Annotated in this window: 25 protein-coding genes; 16 read left to right on the plus strand and 9 right to left on the minus strand. The window is 56.8% G+C overall.

The genetic code is table 11. The features are described from left to right. The first annotated feature begins 1 nt into the window (after window position 1). The gene (locus G403_RS0112100) at window positions 2-565 is read left to right on the plus strand and encodes a nitroreductase family protein (protein WP_027854225.1); all 564 of its coding nucleotides are present in this window, start codon (window positions 2-4) and stop codon (window positions 563-565) included. Further along, a complete protein-coding gene (locus G403_RS0112105; protein ID WP_027854226.1) occupies window positions 558-1,034 on the plus strand; it encodes a YiiD C-terminal domain-containing protein in 477 nt (158 codons plus the stop codon). Before G403_RS0112100 ends, G403_RS0112105 begins: the two co-directional genes overlap by 8 nt. A 14-nt stretch (window positions 1,035-1,048) precedes the next feature. Here G403_RS0112105 and G403_RS0112110 read toward each other — a convergent pair whose 3' ends face one another. Beyond that, the gene (locus G403_RS0112110; RefSeq protein WP_245578309.1) at window positions 1,049-1,546 is read right to left on the minus strand and encodes a peptidylprolyl isomerase; all 498 of its coding nucleotides are present in this window, start codon (window positions 1,544-1,546) and stop codon (window positions 1,049-1,051) included. Window positions 1,547-1,819: 273 nt separating this feature from the next. Here G403_RS0112110 and G403_RS0112115 point away from each other — a divergent pair, with 273 nt between their 5' ends. Genes G403_RS0112115 through G403_RS0112125 form a run of 3 tightly spaced genes read left to right on the plus strand, consistent with a single transcriptional unit; the run spans window position 1,820 to window position 4,724 of the window. After that, complete coding sequence (locus tag G403_RS0112115; RefSeq protein ID WP_027854228.1) at window positions 1,820-3,484, plus strand: methyl-accepting chemotaxis protein; 1,665 nt, start codon at window positions 1,820-1,822, stop codon at window positions 3,482-3,484. A 50-nt stretch (window positions 3,485-3,534) separates the two neighbouring features. Next, window positions 3,535-4,302: an SDR family NAD(P)-dependent oxidoreductase gene (locus tag G403_RS0112120; protein WP_027854229.1), complete on the plus strand. Its 768-nt coding sequence runs from the start codon at window positions 3,535-3,537 to the stop codon at window positions 4,300-4,302. Continuing rightward, complete coding sequence (locus G403_RS0112125) at window positions 4,299-4,724, plus strand: nuclear transport factor 2 family protein (protein ID WP_051298940.1); 426 nt, start codon at window positions 4,299-4,301, stop codon at window positions 4,722-4,724. The genes G403_RS0112120 and G403_RS0112125 overlap by 4 nt, the downstream gene beginning before the upstream one ends. Before the next feature lie 9 nt (window positions 4,725-4,733). Here G403_RS0112125 and G403_RS0112130 read toward each other — a convergent pair whose 3' ends face one another. The 3 genes from G403_RS0112130 to G403_RS0112140 are packed head-to-tail and all read right to left on the minus strand — an operon-like array spanning window position 4,734 to window position 8,114. After that, on the minus strand, window positions 4,734-5,969 hold the full coding sequence (locus G403_RS0112130; RefSeq protein WP_027854231.1) for an SAM-dependent methyltransferase: 1,236 nt from the start codon (window positions 5,967-5,969) through the stop codon (window positions 4,734-4,736). Further along, window positions 5,956-6,753: a DUF1365 domain-containing protein gene (locus G403_RS0112135; protein ID WP_027854232.1), complete on the minus strand. Its 798-nt coding sequence runs from the start codon at window positions 6,751-6,753 to the stop codon at window positions 5,956-5,958. The genes G403_RS0112130 and G403_RS0112135 overlap by 14 nt, the downstream gene beginning before the upstream one ends. After that, window positions 6,750-8,114: an NAD(P)/FAD-dependent oxidoreductase gene (locus G403_RS0112140; protein WP_027854233.1), complete on the minus strand. Its 1,365-nt coding sequence runs from the start codon at window positions 8,112-8,114 to the stop codon at window positions 6,750-6,752. Before G403_RS0112140 ends, G403_RS0112135 begins: the two co-directional genes overlap by 4 nt. A 124-nt stretch (window positions 8,115-8,238) precedes the next feature. Between G403_RS0112140 and G403_RS0112145 the strand changes: the two genes are divergently transcribed. Genes G403_RS0112145 through G403_RS0112180 form a run of 8 tightly spaced genes read left to right on the plus strand, consistent with a single transcriptional unit; the run spans window position 8,239 to window position 15,079 of the window. Further along, window positions 8,239-8,844: a sigma-70 family RNA polymerase sigma factor gene (locus tag G403_RS0112145; RefSeq protein ID WP_027854234.1), complete on the plus strand. Its 606-nt coding sequence runs from the start codon at window positions 8,239-8,241 to the stop codon at window positions 8,842-8,844. Further along, on the plus strand, window positions 8,841-9,506 hold the full coding sequence (locus G403_RS0112150) for a ChrR family anti-sigma-E factor (RefSeq protein ID WP_027854235.1): 666 nt from the start codon (window positions 8,841-8,843) through the stop codon (window positions 9,504-9,506). The genes G403_RS0112145 and G403_RS0112150 overlap by 4 nt, the downstream gene beginning before the upstream one ends. A 10-nt stretch (window positions 9,507-9,516) precedes the next feature. Continuing rightward, window positions 9,517-10,491 carry a DUF523 and DUF1722 domain-containing protein gene (locus G403_RS0112155; protein ID WP_156899690.1) on the plus strand — a complete coding sequence of 325 codons (975 nt, stop codon included), beginning with the start codon at window positions 9,517-9,519 and terminating at the stop codon, window positions 10,489-10,491. Between the two features lie 12 nt (window positions 10,492-10,503). After that, window positions 10,504-11,889 carry a deoxyribodipyrimidine photo-lyase gene (gene phrB, locus G403_RS0112160; protein WP_027854237.1) on the plus strand — a complete coding sequence of 462 codons (1,386 nt, stop codon included), beginning with the start codon at window positions 10,504-10,506 and terminating at the stop codon, window positions 11,887-11,889. Between the two features lie 56 nt (window positions 11,890-11,945). Further along, on the plus strand, window positions 11,946-12,560 hold the full coding sequence (locus G403_RS23175) for a YigZ family protein (protein ID WP_051298942.1): 615 nt from the start codon (window positions 11,946-11,948) through the stop codon (window positions 12,558-12,560). Further along, window positions 12,560-13,891, plus strand: a complete 1,332-nt coding sequence (locus G403_RS0112170) for a deoxyguanosinetriphosphate triphosphohydrolase (RefSeq protein WP_027854238.1) — start codon at window positions 12,560-12,562, stop codon at window positions 13,889-13,891. The genes G403_RS23175 and G403_RS0112170 overlap by 1 nt, the downstream gene beginning before the upstream one ends. 26 nt (window positions 13,892-13,917) lie before the next feature. After that, window positions 13,918-14,292 (plus strand): translation initiation factor Sui1, encoded by a 375-nt coding sequence (locus tag G403_RS0112175; RefSeq protein ID WP_027854239.1) that lies wholly within the window; start codon window positions 13,918-13,920, stop codon window positions 14,290-14,292. A 46-nt stretch (window positions 14,293-14,338) separates the two neighbouring features. Further along, entirely contained in the window at window positions 14,339-15,079 is a 741-nt protein-coding gene (locus G403_RS0112180) for a retropepsin-like aspartic protease (protein ID WP_027854240.1), read from the plus strand. A 40-nt stretch (window positions 15,080-15,119) separates the two neighbouring features. Here the strand turns inward: G403_RS0112180 and G403_RS0112185 are convergent, their stop codons facing one another. Further along, window positions 15,120-15,338, minus strand: a complete 219-nt coding sequence (locus G403_RS0112185; protein WP_027854241.1) for a Nif11-like leader peptide family natural product precursor — start codon at window positions 15,336-15,338, stop codon at window positions 15,120-15,122. 229 nt (window positions 15,339-15,567) lie between these two features. Next, complete coding sequence (locus G403_RS0112190) at window positions 15,568-16,524, minus strand: methylenetetrahydrofolate reductase (RefSeq protein WP_027854242.1); 957 nt, start codon at window positions 16,522-16,524, stop codon at window positions 15,568-15,570. Between the two features lie 262 nt (window positions 16,525-16,786). Here G403_RS0112190 and G403_RS0112195 point away from each other — a divergent pair, with 262 nt between their 5' ends. Further along, the gene (locus G403_RS0112195) at window positions 16,787-17,884 is read left to right on the plus strand and encodes a GGDEF domain-containing protein (RefSeq protein WP_027854243.1); all 1,098 of its coding nucleotides are present in this window, start codon (window positions 16,787-16,789) and stop codon (window positions 17,882-17,884) included. A 10-nt stretch (window positions 17,885-17,894) separates the two neighbouring features. On the opposite strand, the gene G403_RS0112200 is transcribed toward G403_RS0112195, so the two are convergent. Next, a complete protein-coding gene (locus tag G403_RS0112200; RefSeq protein WP_027854244.1) occupies window positions 17,895-19,232 on the minus strand; it encodes a magnesium transporter in 1,338 nt (445 codons plus the stop codon). Further along, complete coding sequence (locus G403_RS0112205) at window positions 19,229-19,858, minus strand: DUF2238 domain-containing protein (protein ID WP_027854245.1); 630 nt, start codon at window positions 19,856-19,858, stop codon at window positions 19,229-19,231. Before G403_RS0112205 ends, G403_RS0112200 begins: the two co-directional genes overlap by 4 nt. An 81-nt stretch (window positions 19,859-19,939) precedes the next feature. On the opposite strand from G403_RS0112205, the gene G403_RS0112210 reads away from it, so the two are divergent. After that, window positions 19,940-20,491, plus strand: coding sequence for a YaeQ family protein (locus G403_RS0112210; protein ID WP_027854246.1), 552 nt, complete (start codon window positions 19,940-19,942; stop codon window positions 20,489-20,491). Here the strand turns inward: G403_RS0112210 and G403_RS0112215 are convergent. Continuing rightward, entirely contained in the window at window positions 20,485-21,000 is a 516-nt protein-coding gene (locus G403_RS0112215) for a GNAT family N-acetyltransferase (RefSeq protein ID WP_027854247.1), read from the minus strand. The two genes, G403_RS0112210 and G403_RS0112215, sit on opposite strands and share 7 nt — an antisense overlap. A 176-nt stretch (window positions 21,001-21,176) precedes the next feature. Here G403_RS0112215 and G403_RS0112220 point away from each other — a divergent pair, with 176 nt between their 5' ends. Continuing rightward, complete coding sequence (locus tag G403_RS0112220; protein ID WP_027854248.1) at window positions 21,177-22,340, plus strand: DUF5610 domain-containing protein; 1,164 nt, start codon at window positions 21,177-21,179, stop codon at window positions 22,338-22,340. Window positions 22,341-22,348: the final 8 nt, after the last annotated feature.

Genomic DNA, 22,348 nt, shown 5'->3' on the forward strand with positions numbered 1-22,348 from the left:
AATGGAAGCCTTGGATCTGCTGCTTAATCGTACTTCCAGCCCGTTGCTGAAGGCGCCGGCTCCGTCGGCTGAGCAGCTTGAAACTCTGATGCGGGCGGCCGCTCGCGCACCGGATCATGGCTCTCTGCAGCCCTATCGCTTCCTGCGTATTGAGGGAAAGGGTCTCGAAGCGCTGGGTGAACTGTTCGTGGAAGCCAGCCGAGCCGAGCAGGGCGAGCTGGATGAGGCTCAACTCAAAAAGCTGCGCAGTATGCCGGGGCGTGCGCCGTTGATATTGGCTGCGATCGCGGTTACCCAGGAGCATCCCAAAGTGCCGGTCAGTGAGCAGGTGATTACAGCCGGGTGCGCCGCTCACGCTGTGGTTCAAGCAGCCAGTGCTCTGGGACTGGGTGCCATGTGGCGCTCCGGTGCTCTGGCGTTTAATCCGCTGGTTGCCAAGGGCTTGGGATTGCGCACCCATGAGCAACTGATTGGCTTTATCTACCTGGGGAACGTCATCAAGGAGAAACCGACGCCTGATGCTGATCCTCATGCACTGATCAGCGATTGGCCGAGCCATGACTGACCTGACGACTGATCCGGTTCAGTTTTTAAGCTGGCTGCATAAAAATATCCCGCTAACGAAAGCGATGCAGCTTGAGCGTCTGGACTATGACGGTGAATCACTCACGTTGACTGTGCCGCTGGGTCCCAACGTCAATGACAAGGGAACCGGTTTTGGCGGTTCTATCGCCGCGTTGGCGACGCTGGCGGGCTGGTGTCTGACAACGCTGCAGCTGCGTGAACAAGGGCTCGATTGCGATGTGGTTATCGCCCGCAGCGAGCAGCTTTTTGAGGCGCCGGTAACCGGTGCTTTTACGGCCCGTGTAGCGCGTCCGGATTCGGCCAGTTGTCAGGCTTTTATCGAGCGTGTGGCTACACGGGGGCGCGGGCGTCTGGAATTATCGGTGGATGTTGAGTGTGCCGGAGAGCGGGCGTTCACGATGACCGGCCAGTACGCGGCGATCCGGCGCCAGCCGGACACAACCCAGTAGGACGCGGCTTCGAATCATTGCCCTTGCGTCGGCTCTACACGTGTGGCTTTCTCGATCACCACCGGAACCACCGGGACGTCGCGAAAGGGTGGCCGTGTCGTTGTTTCGACCTGAGCGATCCGGTCTACCACATCCATCCCTTCAGTCACTCTGGCGAATACCGCATATCCGGGTTGCCCCGGCTTACTGTCCAGGCGGTCGTTATGTTGCAGGTTGATAAAGAACTGACTGGTCGCGCTGTCAGGCTCCCGGGTGCGGGCCATCGATAGCGTTCCCCGCTCGTTACTGAGGCCGTTGTCGGATTCGTTGATGATCGGTGCGTTGGTTGCCCGGGTTTTGAAGTCGCCGGTCATACCGCCTGCCTGAATGACAAATCCCGGAATAACCCGGTGAAAAACCAAACCGTCGTAAAAACCTTCGCTCACATAACGTAAGAAGTTATCCACGGTTTTGGGTGCCTGCTCGGGGTACAGCTCAATCTCAATATCACCAAGCGAGGTTTCCAGTCTCACCAGTTCGTTCGCATACACGGGGGATAGTGCTAAAAAAGTAAATAAAACAGCTGTTTTGGTTATTTTTTCTAACATAAAACTTTCCTTTTAGGCGAATATGCAGTGGTTTTTGGCAGGTGTGGCGGTTTTTTTAGCCTCTGCTAATGTATAATAGCCCTTTCTAAAAAACGTATTTATTATACCGCAGCATATGAGTCTGCTGGGGCAAAGGATGCCCGTTCCTTGATTTTCACCCCGGCCTGCCGGGGTATATCCGGAGGGGGGCCGGAACCTATGGGAAAGCTTAAACTTAAAGGCAAACTGACACTCTTCTCTATCCTGCCGATGCTGCTGGTCACTGCAGTGGTCATGGTCGTGGTTTACTTCCAGATGTCACGTGTGGGTAATGAGGAAGTGATTGCCATGCGCGAATCGATGATGGAGAGCAAGCGCCAGGAGCTGCGTAACTACATCGAGCTCTCTCTTTCGGCAATCGAACCTCTTCGTGAGCAAGGACGCAAAGAAGATGCGCGTGATGCGCTCAGGTCGATGAATTACGGCGATGATGGATATGTTTTTGTCTATGAGTTCGACGGAACTGTGGTTGCCAACAGGCCTGATCCCAGCGCAGAGGGCACTAACCGCTGGAAGCTTGCGGACCCCAACGGAGTCGTTATCGTTCAGGAGCTGATCGCAGCGGCCAAGAACAACGGAGACTTTGTCCGGTACGACTGGAACAAGCCCAGTGTCAACGCAGTTAAGCCCAAGCTCAGCTACGCCGATCAGATCTCCGAATGGGGGTGGATGATCGGTACCGGATTTTATATTGATGACATCGATGAGGCGGTCGCTGCGCGTCGCGCCGAGGTGAGCGCCAGTATAGAGGCCACAATGATCACCATTGCCGGCATCGCGTTTGGCCTGCTGGTGGTGGTTGCCGGACTCTCTTCTGTGGTCGCGGGAATGATGATCAAACCGCTGCGCAACACAGCGCAGGCCTTGAACGATATCAGTAAAGGTGAAGGCGATCTGACGCAGCGTCTGGCGGTTGATACGCAGGATGAAGTTGGCGATGTAGCGACGGGCTTCAACGGCTTCACCGGCAATATCCAGAATGTGGTGCGTGAAGTGAAGAGCGCCGTAGGGTCGCTGACACAATCTACCCGGCAGATGGATGCGGTGGTGGGGCGCACCCATGACGATGCCAATATCCAGAAGCAGGAAACCGACCAGGTCGCAGCTGCGATTCACGAGATGGCAGCTGCGGTGCAGCAGGTGGCCGGCAGTGCAGCCCAAGCGGCGGAAGCCGCCCATGAAGCGGATCAGGAAGCAGGTGACGGGCAGCGGATCGTGCAGGACACTATCAGCTCCATCAATCGTTTGGCTGATGATGTCAATCGAGCCGCGGAAGTGATCACTCGCCTGGGCGAGGATACGCAGGCTATCGGTTCCGTTGTTAACGTGATTCAGGGTGTGGCCGAGCAGACCAACCTGCTGGCCTTGAATGCGGCGATCGAGGCGGCCCGCGCAGGTGAGCAGGGGCGCGGCTTTGCGGTGGTTGCGGATGAAGTTCGCACGCTGGCAACCCGGACTCAGCAGAGCACCGAAGAGATCCATCGCATGATAGAACGGCTTCAGTCCGGAGCGCGTCAGGCTGTGGAGGTGATGGAAGCGAGTCAGGCCCAGAGCCATTCGACCATGGAAACCGCGGGCCATGCCAACGAGTCACTGGGCCGGATCACGCGCTCTGTAGGTTTGATTACGGAAATGAACACCCAGATTGCCAGTGCTGCCGAAGAGCAAACGGCGGTCGCAGACGAAATCAGCCAGAGTGTGCAGCAGATTGCCGATATTGCTGAGCGCTCCTCCAAAAACGCGGGCGAAATGTCCAGCATGTCGGGAACCATGGCCGAGATCGAGAAGCGTTTGAGTGAACTGGTTAACCGCTTCAAGGTTTAACTGAACCGCACCGCGCCGGTCAGCGTATGCGTCCCTAAAAGGGGGTGAATATGTTGACTGGCTCGTCCCAGCTAATCTGGATTACCGGTGCCGGCAGTGGTATCGGTCGCGCTACGGCACTCGAACTGGCCCGCCTTGGCCACTCTGTTGTTGTCAGCGGTCGCCGTTTGGAGCCGTTGCAGGATCTTGTGAAGGATGCCCAGCACTTCCCCGGACAGATTTCGCCGTTGACACTCGATGTGACCGAGCCACAGAGCGTGCACGATGCTTTCAGTACGCTCTGTGCCCGATGGGGTGTACCCGATGCCGCAATACTTTGTGCCGGTAATCATCAGCCCATGCCTGTTGATCAGTTTTCTCTGGAACGCTGTCAGGCGCTGATTGACGTGAACTACCTGGGCATGATGCGGCTGGTCGAACGGTTGCTGCCCGCCTTTCGCAGCCGCGGCTGTGGCACGATGGTGTTGGTCGCGTCGGTGGCCGGATATCGCGGTTTGCCCACGGCCGCAGCTTACGGAGGCAGCAAGGCGGCCGTGATCAACGCGGCCGAGGCTTTGCGTTGCGAGCTGGAGGGCAGTGATATCGATATAAAACTGGTCAATCCCGGTTTTGTACGGACCCCGCTGACCGATCGAAATGAGTTCAAAATGCCATTTTTGATTGAGCCGGAAGAGGCGGCCCGGTCAATCGTAAAAGGGATGCAACGGCCCGGGTTTGAGATTGCCTTTCCATGGCGGTTTGCATTAATTATGAAAATGCTCCGCTTGCTTCCTTATGGCTTATACTTCCGGCTTATCAAACGGAAAACCGGCTTATGACACGTCAGCAGATATTTGACCGTTATTGCACTTTGTTTGAAAACCTGTCTCCGGAAACCGTTCTTGATTTGCGTAAACTGGTCAGTGCCGACATCCACTTTCGCGATCCATTCAATGATACCCGGGGCTGGGAAGGGATGAGCCGGGTACTGCACGATATGTTTGAGCGCTGTACTAACCCTCGCTTTCATGTTTTGGACAAGCACCTTACGGATGGCTGCGGCTTTATCCGATGGCGTTTTGAAACCCGCGTTCCGGTGATGGGCTGGTTCAGTATCGAGGGGATGAGTCGCTTACAGTTCGACGAGCAGGATCGCATTATTGAACACCTGGACTTCTGGGACAGCAGCCCCTTCTATTTGCGGCTCCCTGTGATTGGGCGTCTGTTGCGTCGTGCCAAGGCGAAAATGTCAGCGGGCTGAGCGGGCTCGCTATTGATGTTCGATGCAGTACAATCCCACATCGATGGTGCCTTCACGAAAACCGCCCTCGCAGTAACCCAGATAGTAGCTCCACATGCGGCGGAATCGCTCATCAAAACCCAATGATTGAATCTCCGGCCAGTGAGCGGTGAAGCTACGATGCCAGATAGCCAAAGTGCGCGCGTAATCTTCACCGAACAGAAGCGAATCGGTCAGTCGCAAGTCGCCTTGGTTGATCGCCTGTGCAAGTACCCTTGGGGAGGGCAGCATCCCGCCCGGGAAAATATAGCGTTGGATGAAGTCGGCACCCCGGCGGTAGTTTTCGAAGCGCTCATCGGCAATGCTGATGATCTGTAAGACCGCTTTTCCGTCCGGGCGCAGGCAGCGCTTCAGCGTCTCAAAGTACTCTGGCCAATGTGACTCACCCACGGCTTCAAACATCTCGATCGAAACGATGTGATCATACTGCCGGTCAAGGTCGCGATAATCGGTCAGGCTGAACTGGCAAAGCGCATCAAGGCCGCGCTCATGGGCGCGTCGGCGGGCGAATGCCAGCTGTTCGCTGGAGAGCGTGACGCCATCGACGCAGGCGCCAAATTCTGCCGCTGCCACTTCAGCGAAGCCGCCCCAGCCGCAGCCGATCTCCAGAACATGCTGGCCAGGTTGCAGATTCAGCATTTTGCAGATTCGGCGGTATTTATTGAGTTGGGCCGCTTCCAGTGAGCTTTCAGTATCAAACAGGGCGGCTGAATAGGTCATCGTGCGGTCGAGCCAGAGTCGGTAGAAGGCGTTGCCCAGGTCGTAGTGATACTCAATATTGCGTCGACTGCCGCTGCGGCTGTTGTTCCGGCGCAGGTGCAAAAGACGGTTGAACAGCTGCAGGAGCGGGTGACCTTTCATGAAATCGCGCATGGCGGTTTCATTTTCCAGCGCCCAACGTACAAGCCCACAAAGATCGGGTGAATCCCATTCGCCGTCCATGTAACTTTCAGCCCAACCGATCAACCCCCCACGTAGCAGCCGTCGAACGGAACGGTAGCGGTGCAGGCGCACTTCCGCGTGAGGCTGGTCTTCATGAAACTCACCGAACCGGAGATGGCGACCGTCCGGTAGATAGAGGTCGAGCACGCCACAATCAAAATGCGGTAAACGCTTTAGAATCGCCTGCAGGCAGCGCCGGTTGAGCCAGCTGCTGTCCACTGGTGCGGCCGGGGAGCGGCCCGGGGCATATTCAGTCGGTTTCATAACTCACCTCCCTCTGGGGACGGATCAACGTAACAGTCGTTTGCGGTGGGCTGGGGCGCGGTTGAATCGGAACGCGCTTACGCCAGAGCTTGAACGCTTCCCAGTGGATACCGACGATCACTTTTAATGTCATCAACGGATAACTGAAAAATGTCTTGATCAGCTGAGCATCGGTCAACGTGAGCCGTTTACCCGTGAACGTGGCGTGCAGAAGGCTGCCCTGGTCGTCACATTGGCGAATGCAGACCGCGATCTGTTTTCCCGGTGGCCGCAGTCGAAATTGATAATCGGCCACCATCGGCATAAACGGGGAAACGTAGAACTGTTTTTTGCTGCTCTGCCGAATCAGGTCGCCGGTCTCTGTGTCTGATGTTTCGATCAGGTAGCTGTGGCGCTGGTTAAAGGTATTGCTTACCTCGTAAAGCACCGCGCGCAATACGCCCTGTTCGTCATGGCAGTAGTAAACGCTCAGGGGGTTAAACACATAACCCAGAATGCGCGGATAGCAGAGCAGCTGAATGTTGCCCTGGCCAATCTCGATGTTGTTTTCGCGCAGTAATTGGCGAACCCGTCCAGACAGGCTTTGGCCACCGGTGTCACCGTGGTCCTGCTCATGAAACGAAAACAGGTTGAACCGGTTGAGTGAAAACCAGCGCAGTTTTCGATCGAGCTGCTCCAGTTCATCCAGGTCGATAAGCCAGGAAACCACGCGATAGATAAAACGGTGGCGGTGCGGGCGAAACCGGTGGTGCATGACATGCCCGGCATAAAGTACAGAGTTCACGCCACGGCCTCTGGTGTCTGGGCACCACTGGGGCGTGCCCGGTCATGCACATGGATGCGGCTGTTGGGGTCAGCGAGTTGCCAGGGCCGTTTTACGCCACCCAGCGCTTCAGCCACTGCCAGCCCCGACTGCAGCCCGTCTTCGTGAAAGCCATAGCCAAACCAGGCACCACAGAACCAGGTATTTTGCTGGCCCTGCAGTGTCCACAGTTGTTGTTGGGCGCTAATAGACTCCAGTGAAAACTGGGGGTGATCGTAAAGAAAACTGCGATGAATACGCTCGGTTCGAGGCTCTTCGATCGGGTTAAGCGTGACAAAGAGGTCTCGTCGGCTGTTGATCGGCTGCAGGCGGTTCATCCAGTACGTTACCGAAAGCCGGTCGCCGGAGCCGCGTCCTGCACTCAGGTAGTTCCAGCTTGCCCAGGCACTGCGGCGCTTGGGCATCAGCCTGGGGTCGCTGTGCAAAATGGCACGGTTTCTTTGATAGGGAAAACAGCTGAGTAAGCGCTGCTCCTGTGCGGTCGGCTTAGCCAGCAATTCCAGTGCCTGATCGGCATGGCAGGCGAGAACGACATGATCAAAGTGTTCCTTCTGGCCATGCAGATGCTCGAGAATAACGCCGTTGTGCGTGCGATGAATGCGCCGGATGTGACTGTTCATGCGAAGCTGACCTTCCAGCGGTGCCAGCAGGCGTTTTACGTACTCCCGACTGCCGCCCACGACCGTGCGCCACTGGGGCCGGTCTTTGAGCTGCACGAGACCGTGGTTCTGACAAAAACGCAGAAAGGTCAGGGCGGGGTAATCCAGCATTTGATCGGCAGGCGTTGACCAGATCGCGGCGCCCATGGGGATAAGATGGTGGTTGATAAACGCCTCGGAATAGCCGCGCCGTGTCAGCATTTCGCCCAGCGTTTCCTGCTTAATCGCCGCCTCGTCTGTCAGCTCCGGCGCTTCGCGATAGAAGCGCAGGATCTCGCGCAGTAGCTGCCAGTGACGGGGACGCAGCAGATTGGCACGCTGAGCGAAGAATCCATTAAGTCCACAGCCGCTATACTCCAGGCGTGTACTGTCGCTGGAGACCGCAAACGACATATCGGTGTCCGCCGTGGGAACGTCCAGCTGGTCAAACAGTTTGATCAGGTTGGGGTAGTTGACCGGGTTATAAACGATGAATCCGGTGTCGACACACACTGTTTCGTCTTCAAACGTCAGCTCCGAAGTATTGGAGTGGCCCCCGGGACGGTCGTCTTTCTCGAACAACGTGACCCGGTGGTGCTGGTTCAGCAGCCAGGCGCAGGCCATGCCGGAGATTCCGGAGCCGATGACAGCAATATTTAAAGGGCGCATGATACTGACAGACATAATTGATTCCCTGTGAGGGTCCGACATTTGTTGGTCCATACGTTTAAGCGTTGGGCGCCGGATCACCGGTTTTTTTCTACGGCTCGTTGATCCGGCCTGGGCACCCACGCGTATTGGAGGTGAAATGCTGGAAGACGAGCCTGAGGGAAAGAAAGTGACAGCAGCAGCCGATCTGACCCAGAGTAAACAAAAAGCTGAGCGGGAAAACTGGACGCGAACGTTGGCTAGCCTGGCCGAGAGCCGGGATAAGCAGCTGTTTGCACAACTTTTTACCCATTTTGGGCCCCGCGTCAAAGCATACATTATTCGTCTGGGGATGCCTCCGGCTACGGCCGAGGAAGTGACTCAGGAGGCGATGTTATCGGTCTGGCGCAAAGCGCACTTGTTCAATGCGGCCAAAGCCAGTGCCAGTACCTGGATTTTTACGCTGGCTCGGAACCTTTGCATCGACCGTATGCGCAAAGAGAAAACACAAGAGTATGAACTGCCGGATGACGAAGTGGATCCTGATACACGGGATTACGGTGAGCAGGCGGTTCTGGAAGCACAGATGAAAACCGTGATCGATACCTTGCCTGAGGCACAGGCCCAGGTGCTCTTTCTCTCGTATTACGAGGGGAAAAGTCACTCCGAGATTGCCGAGCAGCTGGGAATCCCGCTGGGTAGTGTTAAATCCAGGCTCAGACTGGCGTTCAGCAAACTTAAGACGCACTGGGAGGGTCGGGCATGAAGATTAGCCACCATTTCGATGACGCGACCTTAATCGCTTATGCCAGCGGCAGTCTGCCCCAGGGGATGGCTGTTCTGGTGGGAAGCCACCTGCACTGGTGTAAAGCATGCCGTGACCGTGCCCGCGAGGCTGACGCGGTGGGTGGATCCCTGCTTGAAGAGATCGAACCGGTTGAGATGTCGGGCGATGCGCTGGCACAGATGCTGGATTGTCTGGATCTGCCGGAGGCACAAAGACTCCCTTCGACCGAGCCGGAGGTTCGTTCACAGAAGGCGATGGAAACAGGCCTGCCGGCTCCGCTGGCGGAGTTGCTCGGGCGTCCGCTTGACCAGCTGCAGTGGCGCCGCATTGGCTACGGTGTCCACCAGTATGATCTGGGGCTGGAGGGTCCTGGCGCAACCCGTTTGCTGCGTATTGCGCCGGGTGTGTCTGTACCTCACCACAGTCATCGCGGCAATGAGTTGACGCTGATTCTGCGCGGCTCTTACAGTGATGAGCTGGGCCGCTTCTGTGCCGGCGATGTGGCTGACGTGGATACCGATGTGGCCCATCAACCGATCGTAGATACCGGCGAAGAGTGCATCTGCCTGATCGCCACTGACGCACCATTGAAGTTCAGTGGACTGATGGGGCGTCTGGCCCAGCCGTTTATCGGTCTGTAAGGGAGAGAGTATGGCCAACAGTGCAAAGATCGAGATGGAAAGGAAGATTCCGGTCGGGATCAGCAGTTGCCTTCTGGGCGAGCAGGTGCGTTACAACGGGGGGCATAAGCGCTCGCGTTACTGTCTTGATGTGTTAGCGGAGTGCTTCGATTTCGAGCCGTTCTGCCCGGAGATGGCGATTGGCCTGGGTGTGCCCCGTGAGCCCATTCGTCTGGTGGGGGAAGCGGACCAGACTCCCCGGGCACTGGGGACCGTGGACTCCAGTATCGATGTGACCGAGCCCCTGTTGGCGGCCGGGGAGCGTATCGCCCGGGAACGTAATCACCTGCGTGGTTATATTCTGATGAAAGGGTCCCCCAGCTGCGGTATGGAGCGGGTTAAGGTTTATCATCCCAACGGCATGCCCAACACCTCCGATTCGGGGGTGTTTGTGCGGGCGTTGCGAGCTGCAAATCCGGTTTTGCCGGTCGAGGAGGAGGCGCGCCTCAATGATGCGGTGTTGCGTGATAATTTTATTGCGCGGGTGTTTGCCTACGATGACTGGAAGACCAGCGTGGAGGTTGAGCCCAGTTATCACAACCTGATCCAGTTCCACAGTCGGCAGAAATACCTGTTGATGGCGCATCACTACCAAGGCTATCGCAGCCTGGGGCGCTTTCTGGCTCAAGCCCATGAGATGCCCCTGGAACAGGCGATGGCTGAGTATATCCAGGCGTTTATGGGTCACATGACGCACCGGGCCACGCGTAAGACCCATACGAACGTGTTGATGCATATGCTGGGCTACCTGAAGAAAGCGATCGACACCGATTGCAAGCAGGAGATGCTTGAAAGTATCGACCAGTATCGTCTCGGTCAGGTACCCCTGGTTGTGCCGCTGGCGCTGCTCAAACACTACCTGAAACGGTATGGCAGCGAGTACATTTGCGAACAGACCTACCTTAACCCTTACCCGCATGAGCTTGGGCTGCGTAACTATATCTGATACGGATTTGAGATGACCCAAACCCGACTGGTCTGGCTGCGTAACGACCTGCGCATCACCGATAACCCGGCATTGCAGCACGCCTGTCGCGACAGGGCCCCGGTGGTGGCTGTCGTGACACTGGTTCCACAAAGCTGGCAGGAGCATGGTGAAGCGCCGGCCAGAATGGCCCTGTGGCGGGATCAGCTGCGAGCGGTTGCAGATACGCTTGAGCAGCGGAACATCCCCCTCAAAGTGGTCAATGCCGGGCACTTTAAGCACTGTGCCGCACGGTTGCTCGAGTTGGCTCAAGCGCTGAATGCCGATGAGATCAGTTTTAACTATGAGTACCCGCTCAACGAGCGCCTGCGCGACCAAGCCGTCTGTGAGGCTTTCGAAGGCGTGGGTCTGAGCGCCCGCGCCTTCCATGGCGAACTGGTGATTCCACCCGGTCAGGTGTTGACCGGTCAGGGCGGGCCTTACAAAGTCTATACGCCTTTCAGCCGTGCCTGGCTTAAACGGTTGTCCGATTTCGACGAACCGGTATTGCCACCGCCGGCAAAAATGGAGCCGCAGGCGCAGGCCAGTGACCCTTTACCTGATGATCTGGATTACCGTCCGTTGAGTTATCGCGATGACCTTTGGCCTGTGGGTGAGGTCGCGGTCAGTGAGCGACTGCAACGGTTTGTGTGTGAGTCGGAGCCCGACTACCACCGTCTGCGAGATTTCCCTGCCCGATCAGCCACGTCTGCTCTGTCTCCCTACCTGACCATCGGGGCGCTATCGCCGCGTCAGTGTATGGCCGCACTCAGAGCCGAAACAGGGCAGCGTGACTGGCGCGAGTCGGCCTGGCTGAACGAGTTAATCTGGCGCGAGTTTTACCGGCATCTGCTGGTGGCTTTTCCGGGCCTGTCGAAACATGAGTCGTTCCGGCCCGAGATCGAAGCCCGTATTCAGTGGCACCCTAACGACGCAGCGTTTGCAGCCTGGTGCCGGGGCGAAACCGGTTTTCCCATCGTTGATGCAGCCATGAAACAGCTGCTCGAAACCGGCTGGATGCACAATCGGCTGCGTATGGTGGTGGCGTCGTTTTTAACCAAACTGCTTAGGGTGGACTGGCGGCGCGGTGCCGATTTTTTCATGCAGCATTTGATCGATGGGGATTTTGCGTCCAACGCCGGTGGCTGGCAGTGGAGTGCATCGGTGGGCGCGGATGCCGCACCCTACTTCCGCATTTTCAACCCCCAGGCTCAGGGCGAGAAGTTTGATCCGGAGGGTGAGTTCGTCAGTCGCTGGTTGCCCGAGCTGTCACAGGTCCCGGCTGGCAAGAAACGTCAGTTGCCTGGCGCTGGAGGCCGGGCTCCGATTATCGACTACCGGCAGTCGCGCCAGGCGGCGCTGGACGACTACAACCGGTGAATTCATCGACATTTCCGGTTACCATCTAAGCCGTTTTGCAGAGATGGGAGCGGACTTTGTCAGAGTTGTACCGGGTACCCCTCGAGGTGTTCGAGCGCGAAATCGAGGTGAAGAAAAGCCGCTTTATCGCCACCGCCATGCCGGTCGCCAGTGAAAGTGAAATGCGTCGTTTTATAGAATCCCAGCGGCTGCGTTTTCCGGGTGCTAACCATCACTGCTCCGCTTACATCATCGGCAGTCCCTTTCATCCCAGAGCCGCAGGCAGTGACGATGATGGTGAGCCGTCAGGCACGGCAGGAAAGCCCATGCTGAATGTGCTCATGGGCCAGCAGATCGGTGATGTCTGCGTTGTCGTCACCCGCTTTTTCGGCGGAATCAAGCTGGGAGCAGGAGGCTTGGTGCGGGCCTATGGCGCTGCCGTAAAGGCGTTGGTGCCTGAATGGCCTCTGGCGGAGCGGGAGCCGATGGCGTCTTTGACGTTACGCTACCCTTACGACCAGCAGGGCTGGATCGACTCTCTGCTCAAGCGTTTCGAAGCGGATGTGAGCGGGAGTGATTACACGGAAGCCGTCACACAGCAGCTGACCCTGCCGCAGCGTAATCAGGAACTCTTTTGCCACGAGGTCGCCGAGCGAGCGCACCTGGGGGTCAGCTGTGAGGTTATGGACTGATGAAACAACAGATCATGCAGTGGGATCAACTGCTGACGACCAAGCGTTATGGCCATGAACAGGGCGCTGAGGAGGTGGGACGCAGTCACTTCCACAAGGACCATGATCGCATCATCTTCTCCAGCGCCTTTCGCCGTTTGGGGCGTAAGACCCAGGTACATCCCATGGCGCTCAATGATCATATCCATACCCGCCTGACCCACTCGATGGAGGTAGGGAGCCTTGGCCGCAGCCTGGGAATCCGGGTTGGGGAGTTGATTGCGGACCAGTTACCCCCCTGGGTCACCGCACATGATATCGGGATGATTGTGCAGTCCGCCTGTCTGGCCCACGATATCGGCAACCCGCCCTTTGGTCACGCGGGCGAATACGCGATTCGGGACTGGTTTCGTCGCCGCCGTGACGATGCGCGGTTTCAGTCCTTGAGTGGCGCCCAGCGCCGCGATCTGGAAACCTTTGAGGGCAATGCGCAGGGCTTTCGGGTTGTGACGCGAATCGAAAATAACCTGTTTGACGGTGGTTTACGCCTGACCTACCCGACATTGGGAACGCTGCTTAAATATCCCTGGACCGCGGAGCGTGGCGGTAAGAAAGGCAAGTTCAGCTGTTTCCTCACGGAAGTGGAAATTCTGAATGCGCTGGGTCGAGATCTGGGTCTGATCCCGCAGGGAGAAAACAGCTGGTGCCGTCATCCGCTGGCGTTCCTGATGGAGGCTGCCGATGATATCTGCTACGCCATTCTGGATCTTGAAGACGCCATCGAGCTGCACCTGCTGAGTTTTGAGGAGGTCAAACCGATTCTTCTGCAGCTGTGTGGCGATCTGGAGTTCGATGATGCCATCTTTGCCACCCAGGCCTCTTCCCGGCGCAAAATCTCGGCGTTGCGTGGCAAGGCGATGGAAAACATGGTCAACTCGGTCGTTCAGGCGTTTATGAATAATCTGCCCTTGATTATGCAGGGAGAGTATAAAGGAGAGCTGCTCGCCGATGGTGATCCCATGGTCCGAGACGGCATAGCCCGGGCCAAACAGCTGGCTCGGGAGCGGGTGTTCCCGGACACCCGGAAGGCCGAACTGGAGGTGGGAGCTTACACCACCCTGGGTGTGTTGCTGAATGCCTTTATCGAGGCGGTCTGGGAGGTTAATACACTGCCCCCGGAGGATCTCGGTTATCGCAGCCAGAAAATCATGAATTTGATGGGAATTCATGCCCCGGAACCGGATCTATCCCTATATGATTGTTACATCCGTGCCCTGGATTTTATCGGGGGGATGACCGATCACTACGCGAACTACCTGGCGCGACAGATTGGTGGCGGAATCGCTGTCTGAAATTTGCAACAAAAGAGGTATAATCGATGGCGTCTTTGCAGGATCAGTTGGGCAAACTGGTGTACTCAACCGAGAAAGGGCGCCTCTGTCCTGAGTGCGGTGAGGAGTTGTCAGCCTGCATCTGTGACGAGCTGGCTGATCAGGCCCGTTTGAAACAGCTTGATGGCATTGTGCGGATTCGCCGCGAAACAGCGGGCCGCAAGGGTAAAGGGGTCACGACTATCAGTGGCGTGCCGTTGCCCGAGAAGGAGATGAAAGCCCTGCTCAAGCGTTTGAAACAGCGCTGTGGCACTGGCGGTGCGCTAAAAGCCGATACGCTGGAGATTCAGGGGGATCATCGAGATCAGATCAAGGCGTTGCTGGAATCCGAAGGGTTCAAGGTCAAGCTGGCCGGAGGCTGACGTCAAAAAATCTGTCACACCTGATGTGTGACAAGGAGTGAACGGGGTGCGTAGCCTCATAGCATTGCTTCTTACAGTGGTTATTTTTCCCGCCTCGGCGGAAATTTTTCACTATATCGATGACAAGGGCAGGAAAGTCTTTGTTAACCGGGAAAGTCAGATTCCACACAAGTACCGCAAGCAGGTTGAGGTACGTGAGGAGTCCCGTTCGCTCAACGGCCTCGAGCCCGGGCCGGAACTCGACCCCCGAATCAACCAGATTAAACGAGAGATCCATCGGTCACTTGAAGATATCGATGCGGCGCTCGCAGAACTGGAAACGCCGGTGGAACTCACTGACAATCGGATAGTATTGCCCGTGACTGCGGTGTACGGCAACCGCAGTGTGGAAACCCGGATGCTGCTGGATACCGGTGCTTCGGGCACTGTCTTTCACCGGGACGCGTTGAAAAATCTTAATGGTGCCACCTATCGGGCCGGAGAAGCCCGCGTGGCCAGCGGCGACAAAATTCCCGTGGATGCCATCAACCTGGACCGCATGGAGGTGGGCCCGTTCAAGGTGGAGTCGACCCGTGCCATGGTAATCGACCCGGTGGGACGATCGACTCACGATGGCCTGCTGGGCATGGATTTTCTGCGCCAGGTGGAATACCGCGTCGATTACGAACGCAGCGTCATGGTCTGGGAGCCGGATCGGTATGAAGAACTTCAGGCGGAGCGAGAGAAACTGCGGGCACAAGTGGAGCTTGAGGCTGAAGCGCTGATTGAGTCGCTATCCAAGCCATAAGGTCCGGCAAGAGTGGGGCGAGATCGCCCCGCTCGTCAGATCAGACGCGCAGCAGCGCCTTTGCCAGGCGCTCGGATAGCTGCTCTTCCGTAAACTGCGGCTCATTAGGCGGATAGAGTTCATCTTCCACGAAGTCAAAGCCGTTCTCACGCGCCAGCGCAAACAGCTCCTTCATCTTGACACAGGCTTTGAGCGACTCGCCCAGGCTCGTATCAGCTTTTGCCTTATCAGCGAATGCCTTGATATCGGCGACAGACATAGCGGTCTCCTTATTGTGGCTAAGTAATGAGTTGCGCTATGCATGAGCAAAACTTGGACCAGCCACCGTTTTGCGAGAAAAACAGTCTATTTTTCTATATCTGCGCCTATTTTCTGTCTAATTTCAGAAAAATATCGCTATTCTATTTTGCGCACTCATCTGTCCGGATTCCAACATTGGATTGAATGTCAGCTTTGGAACATCGTCTCTCGTCATCGAACCCGTGGCTTTAATCAAGCTGCTGTTCCGCAAGTTTCAAATCCAGTGTGGCTTTGAGTAACCGATAGAGCCGAATCGACGCGTCGATCTCCTCTTTGCGGTTGGTCAGACTCTCGATATTCAGCCCTAACGGCAAACCCAGAGGGACACAAGCTTCCAGAATCTGCTCGAGACTGTTCTGACAAACTCGGATCGATTCGGCCAGAGAATCTTCCGCATCCAGAATACGCCAGCGGGTGGCCGCCGGGATCGAGATACCCAGCCACTGCATGAACTCCAGCGTTTTCGCACTGCCGCAGGGGGTAAAGGTCAGGACGATCCGACGGGGTGTGATCCCCTGCTCACGGCATAAACGGGCGTAGCCGGCGAGTAGATCGATGGTCGCCTGGGGGTTGTAAACGGCCTGCGAGACAAAAAAATCAACGCCCTTGTGCTGCTTGTCCATCAGGCGTTCATGTTCATTGCCTTTAAGTGCATGGCGCTCGGCAATGGTGACGCCGCCGAGATGGAAATCGCGGTGACTTTCGCCAATGGCCTGGTAAGCCTCAGGCAGCGAGAGGCGGATATCGCCGTCGGAGGAGGGACTGCCCACGAGCACCAGATTACGCAGCTCGAACTGGTTCCAGGCCTCTTCCAACCATTGTTCGAAATCGGAGCGGTCGCGCTGGGCCACGCTCTTGTAGGTAATGGTCTCCTTACCGGAGATATCCCCAATCAGGCGGGAGTACTCACGCGGGTCCCGTGTCTTTCGGAACGGGAAGGGACGTGGTGTATCGATACGGGCGCTTTCGTCCTGAATGTCGTAGACGATGACACCGTCATATTCGAGGGTCGAGAGACGTGCCAGCAGCTTTTCAGCGATCTCGCGCATCTGCTCGTCGTCGGTGGACTCCCGGGGTGGTGTCGTGCCGATGAAGTAGACCCCACGGCTGGGGTCAGCAAATTTTTCACGCAAAATCTCTGACATGGTGTGCTTCCGTCCATCACTGTTTGATAGTGGAACTAGTATAAACAAGAAAATGATTCATATCTTTTGGTTATATGATGAAATTTAATGATCTGCAGGTGAAACCGGTTCATGTAGATGAGCGAGTTTCATGACAATAGGTCAAAAGCGCACAAATGTTACCCCTTGGGTACATTTGTTTTTATGCAGGCTGGCACTCCAGCGGCGATAGTGGTATACCCGAGTAATAAACTTGGGAATAGACCCAGGGGCGGAGAGCACTATGAAGCAGACGGACCAGACACTGCTTGAACAGCTGCGTATTACCGAGTTTGAGATCGAGAACCGTCAGCATCTGTTCGCCATCGATAAGGAAGACATTGCTCTGATTGTAGAGTGCCAACCACTGGTCGAAGCGTCATTGGATCAGATTGTCGGGCAGTTTTATGATCATCAAACCAGTGTGCCCGAGATTGCTCTGCTGATCGGCGATGCCGATACGCTGGAACGCCTTAAAAATGCACAACGTCGTTATATCACTGATCTGTTCAGCGGTGTTTATGATATCGATTATGTGAACAACCGGCTTCGAATCGGGCTGGTTCACAAGCGAATCGGGGTTGATACCAAACTCTACCTGTCCGCGGTTTACACCCTGAAAAGCCTCTTGAGCGAACTGCTGAGCCAGCGCATCACGGAACCGTCCAAGCGTGAAAAGACCTTGAAGGCGCTGGAGAAGGTCTTCATGTTTGATATCACGCTGGTGTTTGAAACCTATATTCGCAGCCTCCTGTCTGAAATAGAGACCTCGCGGGAAAAGTCAGAGGTGTACGCACGCTCGCTGGAGGAAAAAGTGCGTGAGCGAACCCGTCAGCTCGAAGAGATGGCGCGCACCGATCCCTTGACCGGGTTGCTCAGTGTTCGATTCCTCAATGAGACGCTGACCCGATACCTGCGCATAGCGGAGCGCCGTCTGGAAACGCTCTGCCTGGTTTATGTCGATATCAATGACTTCAAGAACTTTAACGATACCCAGGGTCATCAGCGTGGTGATGAAGTATTACGGACGCTGGGTAGTGCTTTAAGGCAGGTCTCACGGGATGAGGACGCCTGTTTTCGCTACGGGGGCGATGAATTTTGCATCATCCTTCCCGGCTGTCGGGAGAGGGAGGCGCGGGATATCTACGTCGATCGGTTGCATGCCGCTTTGGAGGACGCGGGCGAGTCATTGCGTCTCAGTGTCGGGGTCATCGAGACCGGTCAGGACGGCTACCTGACAGCGGACGCTCTGGTCGCCCAGGCCGATAAGGCGATGTACCGCCAGAAAGCCCGACACAAGGCAGGAATCTCCAATGTGTCGCCGCTTAAACCCCGCGATTGAACAGGGACGTTTATAGAAGAAAGAGAGAGCCCAGCCCCAGAAACGCGACAAAGCCCACTACGTCAGTGACGGTGGTGAGTATCACGGAGCCGGACAGGGCGGGATCAATTTTCAGCTTCTGCAGCAGCACCGGAATCAGTACGCCCGACAGGGCCGCCACTGAGATATTCACGACAATCGCCAACGATATAACGATGCCGATACCGGGGCTTGAGAACCACCAGGCCGCCACGAAACCGATCACGATCGCCCAGAGCACACCGTTCAGGCCGCCGACGCTCAGTTCTTTGCGCAACAGGGGCATCATGTTGGCCGCCGTAATCTGTCCCAGAGCCAACCCCCGGATAATCAGCGTTAAGGTCTGGCTGCCGGCAATCCCGCCCATGGAGGCAACCACCGGCATCAGCACCGCCAGAGCGACCACCTGCTGCAGAGTACCCTCGAACAGGCCGATCGCCCAGGAGGCGAGAAACGCGGTGAGCAGGTTGATTCCCAGCCAGGTGGCACGGCGGCGCGAGCTGCGCATGACCGGTGCGAACAGGTCCTCGTCTTCGTCCAGACCGGCGCTGGCCATCAGCTGTGCCTCGTAATGCTCATGCAGAAGCTCAAGGGCCAAGCCCTGGGTCATGCGCCCCAGCAACAGACCATTGTCGTCCAGCACCGGTCGGGCCAGGGATTCGCCATGCTCGAACGCTTCGGTCGCCTCCCGCAGTGAAAGCGAGGCCGTAATCGGCTCCATCTCTTCGTGCATCAGTTCTACCAGAGACAGGTGGTCCGGCTGGCCGAACAGAGCATTGGTTTCGACGGCGCCGCGATAACGTCCGGTGCGGTCCACCAGCCAGAGATGCTGCGTGTACTCCGGCACCTCCCGGCGTAGCAGGCGTTCGGCATCGCGCACGCGGCTATTCTGGGGCAGGATTAGCAGGTCGTGATCCACGTAACGGCCGATGGCATCCTCACCGTACTGAGCTGAACGTTCATAGTGCTGACGTTGCTGCTCGTCCATTCGGGCCAACGCGATATCGACCACGCTATCGGGCAGGGTTTCCGCCAGCTCGATGAGCGTTTCCGCATCCAGGTCGGAGATCAGTTGATCCAGCGATTTACTGTCGAACTCTTTAAGCAGAGTCGCCCGCGCTTCGGCGCGCATCTCGACCAGCACGTCCACGCGCTGCTCGACGGGCACCTGAGCCCAGCAGTCGGCGCGTGCTTCACGCGGCAAAGATTCAAGCAGCAGGGCGATCTGATCCGGCTCCAGGTCTTCGGAGACTTCCGCGTAGACCTCGGCGTCCAGCTCATCCTCGTTGCGGATCAGTTGTTCGATTCGTTGGCTTATCTCTTCACTCATGGCTCGCCTGGCTCGCGGGAGGAAAGGTCGGATTGAATTAGGCGTCTTATCTGACGGTCATGATAACCGTGCAGTGTGACCAGTGCGAGCAATGCCCCCAGCAAGGCCATCGCCATATCGGACTGGGTATCCCAGACATAGCCCTGGGTGCCTAAAAACGCTTCTGCGGACTCGCCGCTGAGCAGCGCGACCCACCATTCGATCAACTCATAGAAGGCGCTGAATGCCAGACAGATCGACAGCGTGAAGAGGTGAATCCAGAACCTGCCGTTGGCCAGCTGGCGTCGAATAATGATCTCGCGAGCGACGATTGCCGGGATGAACCCCTGGGCCAGATGACCCAGTTTATCGTAGTTGTTGCGACTCTGCCCCAGCCAGTGTGCAATCGAGTCGAACAGGGGGACCTCGGCGTAGGTGTAATGACCACCGACCATCAGAATGACCGCATGAACCAGTATCAGCCACAGGCACAGTGGTGTCAGCGGAAAGCGCTTAAAGGTCGCCAATAACAACCCCAGGGCGATCACCGCCGGTGCGACCTCCAGGCCCCAGGTCATATAGTCCTTCGGCTGCCAGCCGGACCAAAGTAGAACCAGGGTAAAAATCAGTATCCAGAGCCGGGGCATGGGGGTATCCTTTCGCGCAGTCACGGCCGGTAAGCGCCGTTATCTATTGTTATCCGCCTATTGCCCGGGATCAATATCCAAATGGCCCTTAAATCAACGATCTATAAGGCGACCCTGAATATCTCCGATCTGGATCGCCATCACTACGCCGAGTATCCACTGACGCTCGCGCTACATCCTTCGGAAACCGAAACCCGGATGATGATGCGATTGCTGGCGTTTGCGCTATACGCCGATGAAAACCTGTCGTTTACACGCGGCCTCTGCGTCGATGATGAACCGGATCTGTGGCAACACGCGCCCAGTGGCGAAATTGAGCGTTGGATTGAGGTTGGACTGCCCAGTGACAAAAGGCTGCGCAAGGCCTGTGCCCGGTCAGCCGAGGTGGTGTTGCTGGTGTATGGCTCCGATCAGCAGGTGGAGCCCTGGTGGCAGTCCAGTCGCAAGGTTCTGTCCCGGTTTGATAATCTTGTGATCAAGCGGATTGATGAAGCGGCAGGAGAGGCACTGGAGGCGTTAGCTGAGCGCCAGATGCGTATCCAGTGCACAATCCAGGATGAGCAGGTTTTTTTGACCAGCGAAAAGGGAAGTGCGGAAATCACACCCCGGCTGATGGAAGCGACACCTTACTGAAGGCTGGGTGCGGTCAGCTTTTTCTGCCAGAACAGGGCCTTGCCGGTCGCGGGGTCCAGTTCGTAGCCCTCAAACCCGCAGCGACGGTAGACAGTCTGGGCCCGTGTATTACCCTCCAGAACCTCCAGGGTCATCTTGCAGGCGGCGATACGATGCGCGATGCCTTCCGCTGCCTCCAGCAGATGATCCGCGAGCTTGTAGCCACGCAGCGACCGGGTTACGACAATATCATGGATATTCAGGATCGGGGCACAGGCGAAGGTGGAGAAGCCTTCAAAGGCGTTAAGCAGTCCGGCAGGCTGCCCCTCCACGTAGGCCAGCAGCGTATAGCTGCCGGGCCGCTGGCTCAGCACACGGGGCAGACGCTCCAGCGTCTCATCCGGAATGGGTTCCCCGCCACCCATGGGGTCCAGTGCATATTCGCTCAACAACAGCTTCATCGCGTCAGCATGCTCGGGAAGGGCGAGATCGGCTTCGATAATCTCGATATTGCGGGGACGTGACGGCATCGGCATCTCTTTTTTAAAAATTGACTCAAGAGTTAACTTAACGCTGAAACGCACTGGCGACAAGGGGTTGAGGTTCTCCATCGCATTAAACGGTTGTATTAAAGTTGTCCGGATGATGGCCGATAACCAATGCTAGAATATCAGTATCGAGAAACCCTAAATTCCTGGAGTCGGTCGTGATTAATATCCACTCGTCACCGTCTTACACCACGCTGCAAAGCGGCCAAAGCACCGGTGCTGCAGCGAAAGCATCGACCCCCAGCGCCGCCGAGCAGACCCGTGCCAGCGATGAAATGCTGGGCAAGCTGGCGCAAAACATTCCGGGCATGAGTGCCGATGGCCTCAAAGCGCTGGACCCCAATGACTACACGCCGGAAAAGGTGGCCGAGCGGATCAGCGGATTCGTGGCCTCGGGCCTTGAAGCCGCCCGTTCACGTGGTGCGTCTCAGGAGCGTCTGGACCAGATGTACCAGGCGGCCGTGAAGGGGGTAGAAAAAGGCTTTGCCGAAGCGCGTGACATCCTGGATAACCTGAACCTGTTGCAGGGCAATATCGCGGCGCAGGTTGATGCGACCGAAACGGCAACCTTCGATGCACTGGCGGCGATCGCTCCGGGTGCAACGCCCGCCGGGAGTAGTCAGGCGAGTATGCGGATGGGTGTGCTCGAACGGTTCAGCAACGCAGAAGACATGGAGTTGAGTGTGCGTACCCGGGATGGTGACCGGGTAACGATCAGCTTCTCCCGTCAGCAGAGCTCCGAGAGTATGCTTGCCGGAGCCAGCGATGGTCAGGGTAACAGCCTGGCTCAGTTTAGCCTGAGCCGCAGCGAAAGTAGTCAGTACCAGTTCAGTGTTAAAGGCGAATTGGATGAGGGCGAGATCGACGCGCTGCAGAATTTAATCAAGGATGTCTCTTCGCTGGCTGATGAATTCTTTGATGGTGACGTGCAGAAGGCGTTCGAGCAAAGCGCAGACCTGCGTTTTGATACCTCGGAGCTGTCGGCTATGAAGCTGGATATGAGCTATACCCGTCAGTACGTCAGTGCTTCCAGCTATGAACAGGTACAGGGTCTGGATCAGGCTGCCGATAAACCGGGCAAACGGCTGGGTCAAATGATGAAAGATATGGCCGAGACATTCGGGGCGCCGTCACTGGGCTTCCTGTCGGCGCCGGGACAGCTGGGGCGTGACCTGTTCTCGGGCCTTGTCAGTCAGGATACCCGCTTTAACAGTGCTGATGACGCTCAACAAACCCAGTACCGTGACAACATGGCACGCTTGCTCGATACCGTGGTTCCACCGCAGGTTGAAGAGCCGGGGGATGTAGAGTCAGAAGCATGACCGGCGAC

Origin of the sequence: Marinobacterium litorale DSM 23545, assembly GCF_000428985.1 — a bacterium.
Lineage (GTDB): Bacteria > Pseudomonadota > Gammaproteobacteria > Pseudomonadales > Balneatricaceae > Marinobacterium_D > Marinobacterium_D litorale.

What these genes read in the sequence shown, in the direction of transcription:
- G403_RS0112200 (WP_027854244.1), bottom strand. Translation starts at nt 19,232, where the DNA reads ATGAGTGAAGAGATAAGCCAACGAATCGAACAACTGATCCGCAACGAG.
- G403_RS0112105 (WP_027854226.1), top strand. Translation starts at nt 558, where the DNA reads ATGACTGACCTGACGACTGATCCGGTTCAGTTTTTAAGCTGGCTGCAT.
- G403_RS0112185 (WP_027854241.1), bottom strand. Translation starts at nt 15,338, where the DNA reads ATGTCTGTCGCCGATATCAAGGCATTCGCTGATAAGGCAAAAGCTGAT.
- G403_RS0112175 (WP_027854239.1), top strand. Translation starts at nt 13,918, where the DNA reads ATGGCGTCTTTGCAGGATCAGTTGGGCAAACTGGTGTACTCAACCGAG.
- G403_RS0112130 (WP_027854231.1), bottom strand. Translation starts at nt 5,969, where the DNA reads ATGAAACCGACTGAATATGCCCCGGGCCGCTCCCCGGCCGCACCAGTG.
- G403_RS0112120 (WP_027854229.1), top strand. Translation starts at nt 3,535, where the DNA reads ATGTTGACTGGCTCGTCCCAGCTAATCTGGATTACCGGTGCCGGCAGT.
- G403_RS0112170 (WP_027854238.1), top strand. Translation starts at nt 12,560, where the DNA reads ATGAAACAACAGATCATGCAGTGGGATCAACTGCTGACGACCAAGCGT.
- G403_RS0112115 (WP_027854228.1), top strand. Translation starts at nt 1,820, where the DNA reads ATGGGAAAGCTTAAACTTAAAGGCAAACTGACACTCTTCTCTATCCTG.
- G403_RS0112205 (WP_027854245.1), bottom strand. Translation starts at nt 19,858, where the DNA reads ATGCCCCGGCTCTGGATACTGATTTTTACCCTGGTTCTACTTTGGTCC.
- phrB (WP_027854237.1), top strand. Translation starts at nt 10,504, where the DNA reads ATGACCCAAACCCGACTGGTCTGGCTGCGTAACGACCTGCGCATCACC.
- G403_RS0112215 (WP_027854247.1), bottom strand. Translation starts at nt 21,000, where the DNA reads ATGCCGTCACGTCCCCGCAATATCGAGATTATCGAAGCCGATCTCGCC.
- G403_RS0112195 (WP_027854243.1), top strand. Translation starts at nt 16,787, where the DNA reads ATGAAGCAGACGGACCAGACACTGCTTGAACAGCTGCGTATTACCGAG.
- G403_RS0112210 (WP_027854246.1), top strand. Translation starts at nt 19,940, where the DNA reads ATGGCCCTTAAATCAACGATCTATAAGGCGACCCTGAATATCTCCGAT.
- G403_RS0112155 (WP_156899690.1), top strand. Translation starts at nt 9,517, where the DNA reads ATGGCCAACAGTGCAAAGATCGAGATGGAAAGGAAGATTCCGGTCGGG.
- G403_RS0112145 (WP_027854234.1), top strand. Translation starts at nt 8,239, where the DNA reads ATGCTGGAAGACGAGCCTGAGGGAAAGAAAGTGACAGCAGCAGCCGAT.
- G403_RS0112100 (WP_027854225.1), top strand. Translation starts at nt 2, where the DNA reads ATGGAAGCCTTGGATCTGCTGCTTAATCGTACTTCCAGCCCGTTGCTG.
- G403_RS0112190 (WP_027854242.1), bottom strand. Translation starts at nt 16,524, where the DNA reads ATGTCAGAGATTTTGCGTGAAAAATTTGCTGACCCCAGCCGTGGGGTC.
- G403_RS0112140 (WP_027854233.1), bottom strand. Translation starts at nt 8,114, where the DNA reads ATGTCTGTCAGTATCATGCGCCCTTTAAATATTGCTGTCATCGGCTCC.
- G403_RS0112150 (WP_027854235.1), top strand. Translation starts at nt 8,841, where the DNA reads ATGAAGATTAGCCACCATTTCGATGACGCGACCTTAATCGCTTATGCC.
- G403_RS0112125 (WP_051298940.1), top strand. Translation starts at nt 4,299, where the DNA reads ATGACACGTCAGCAGATATTTGACCGTTATTGCACTTTGTTTGAAAAC.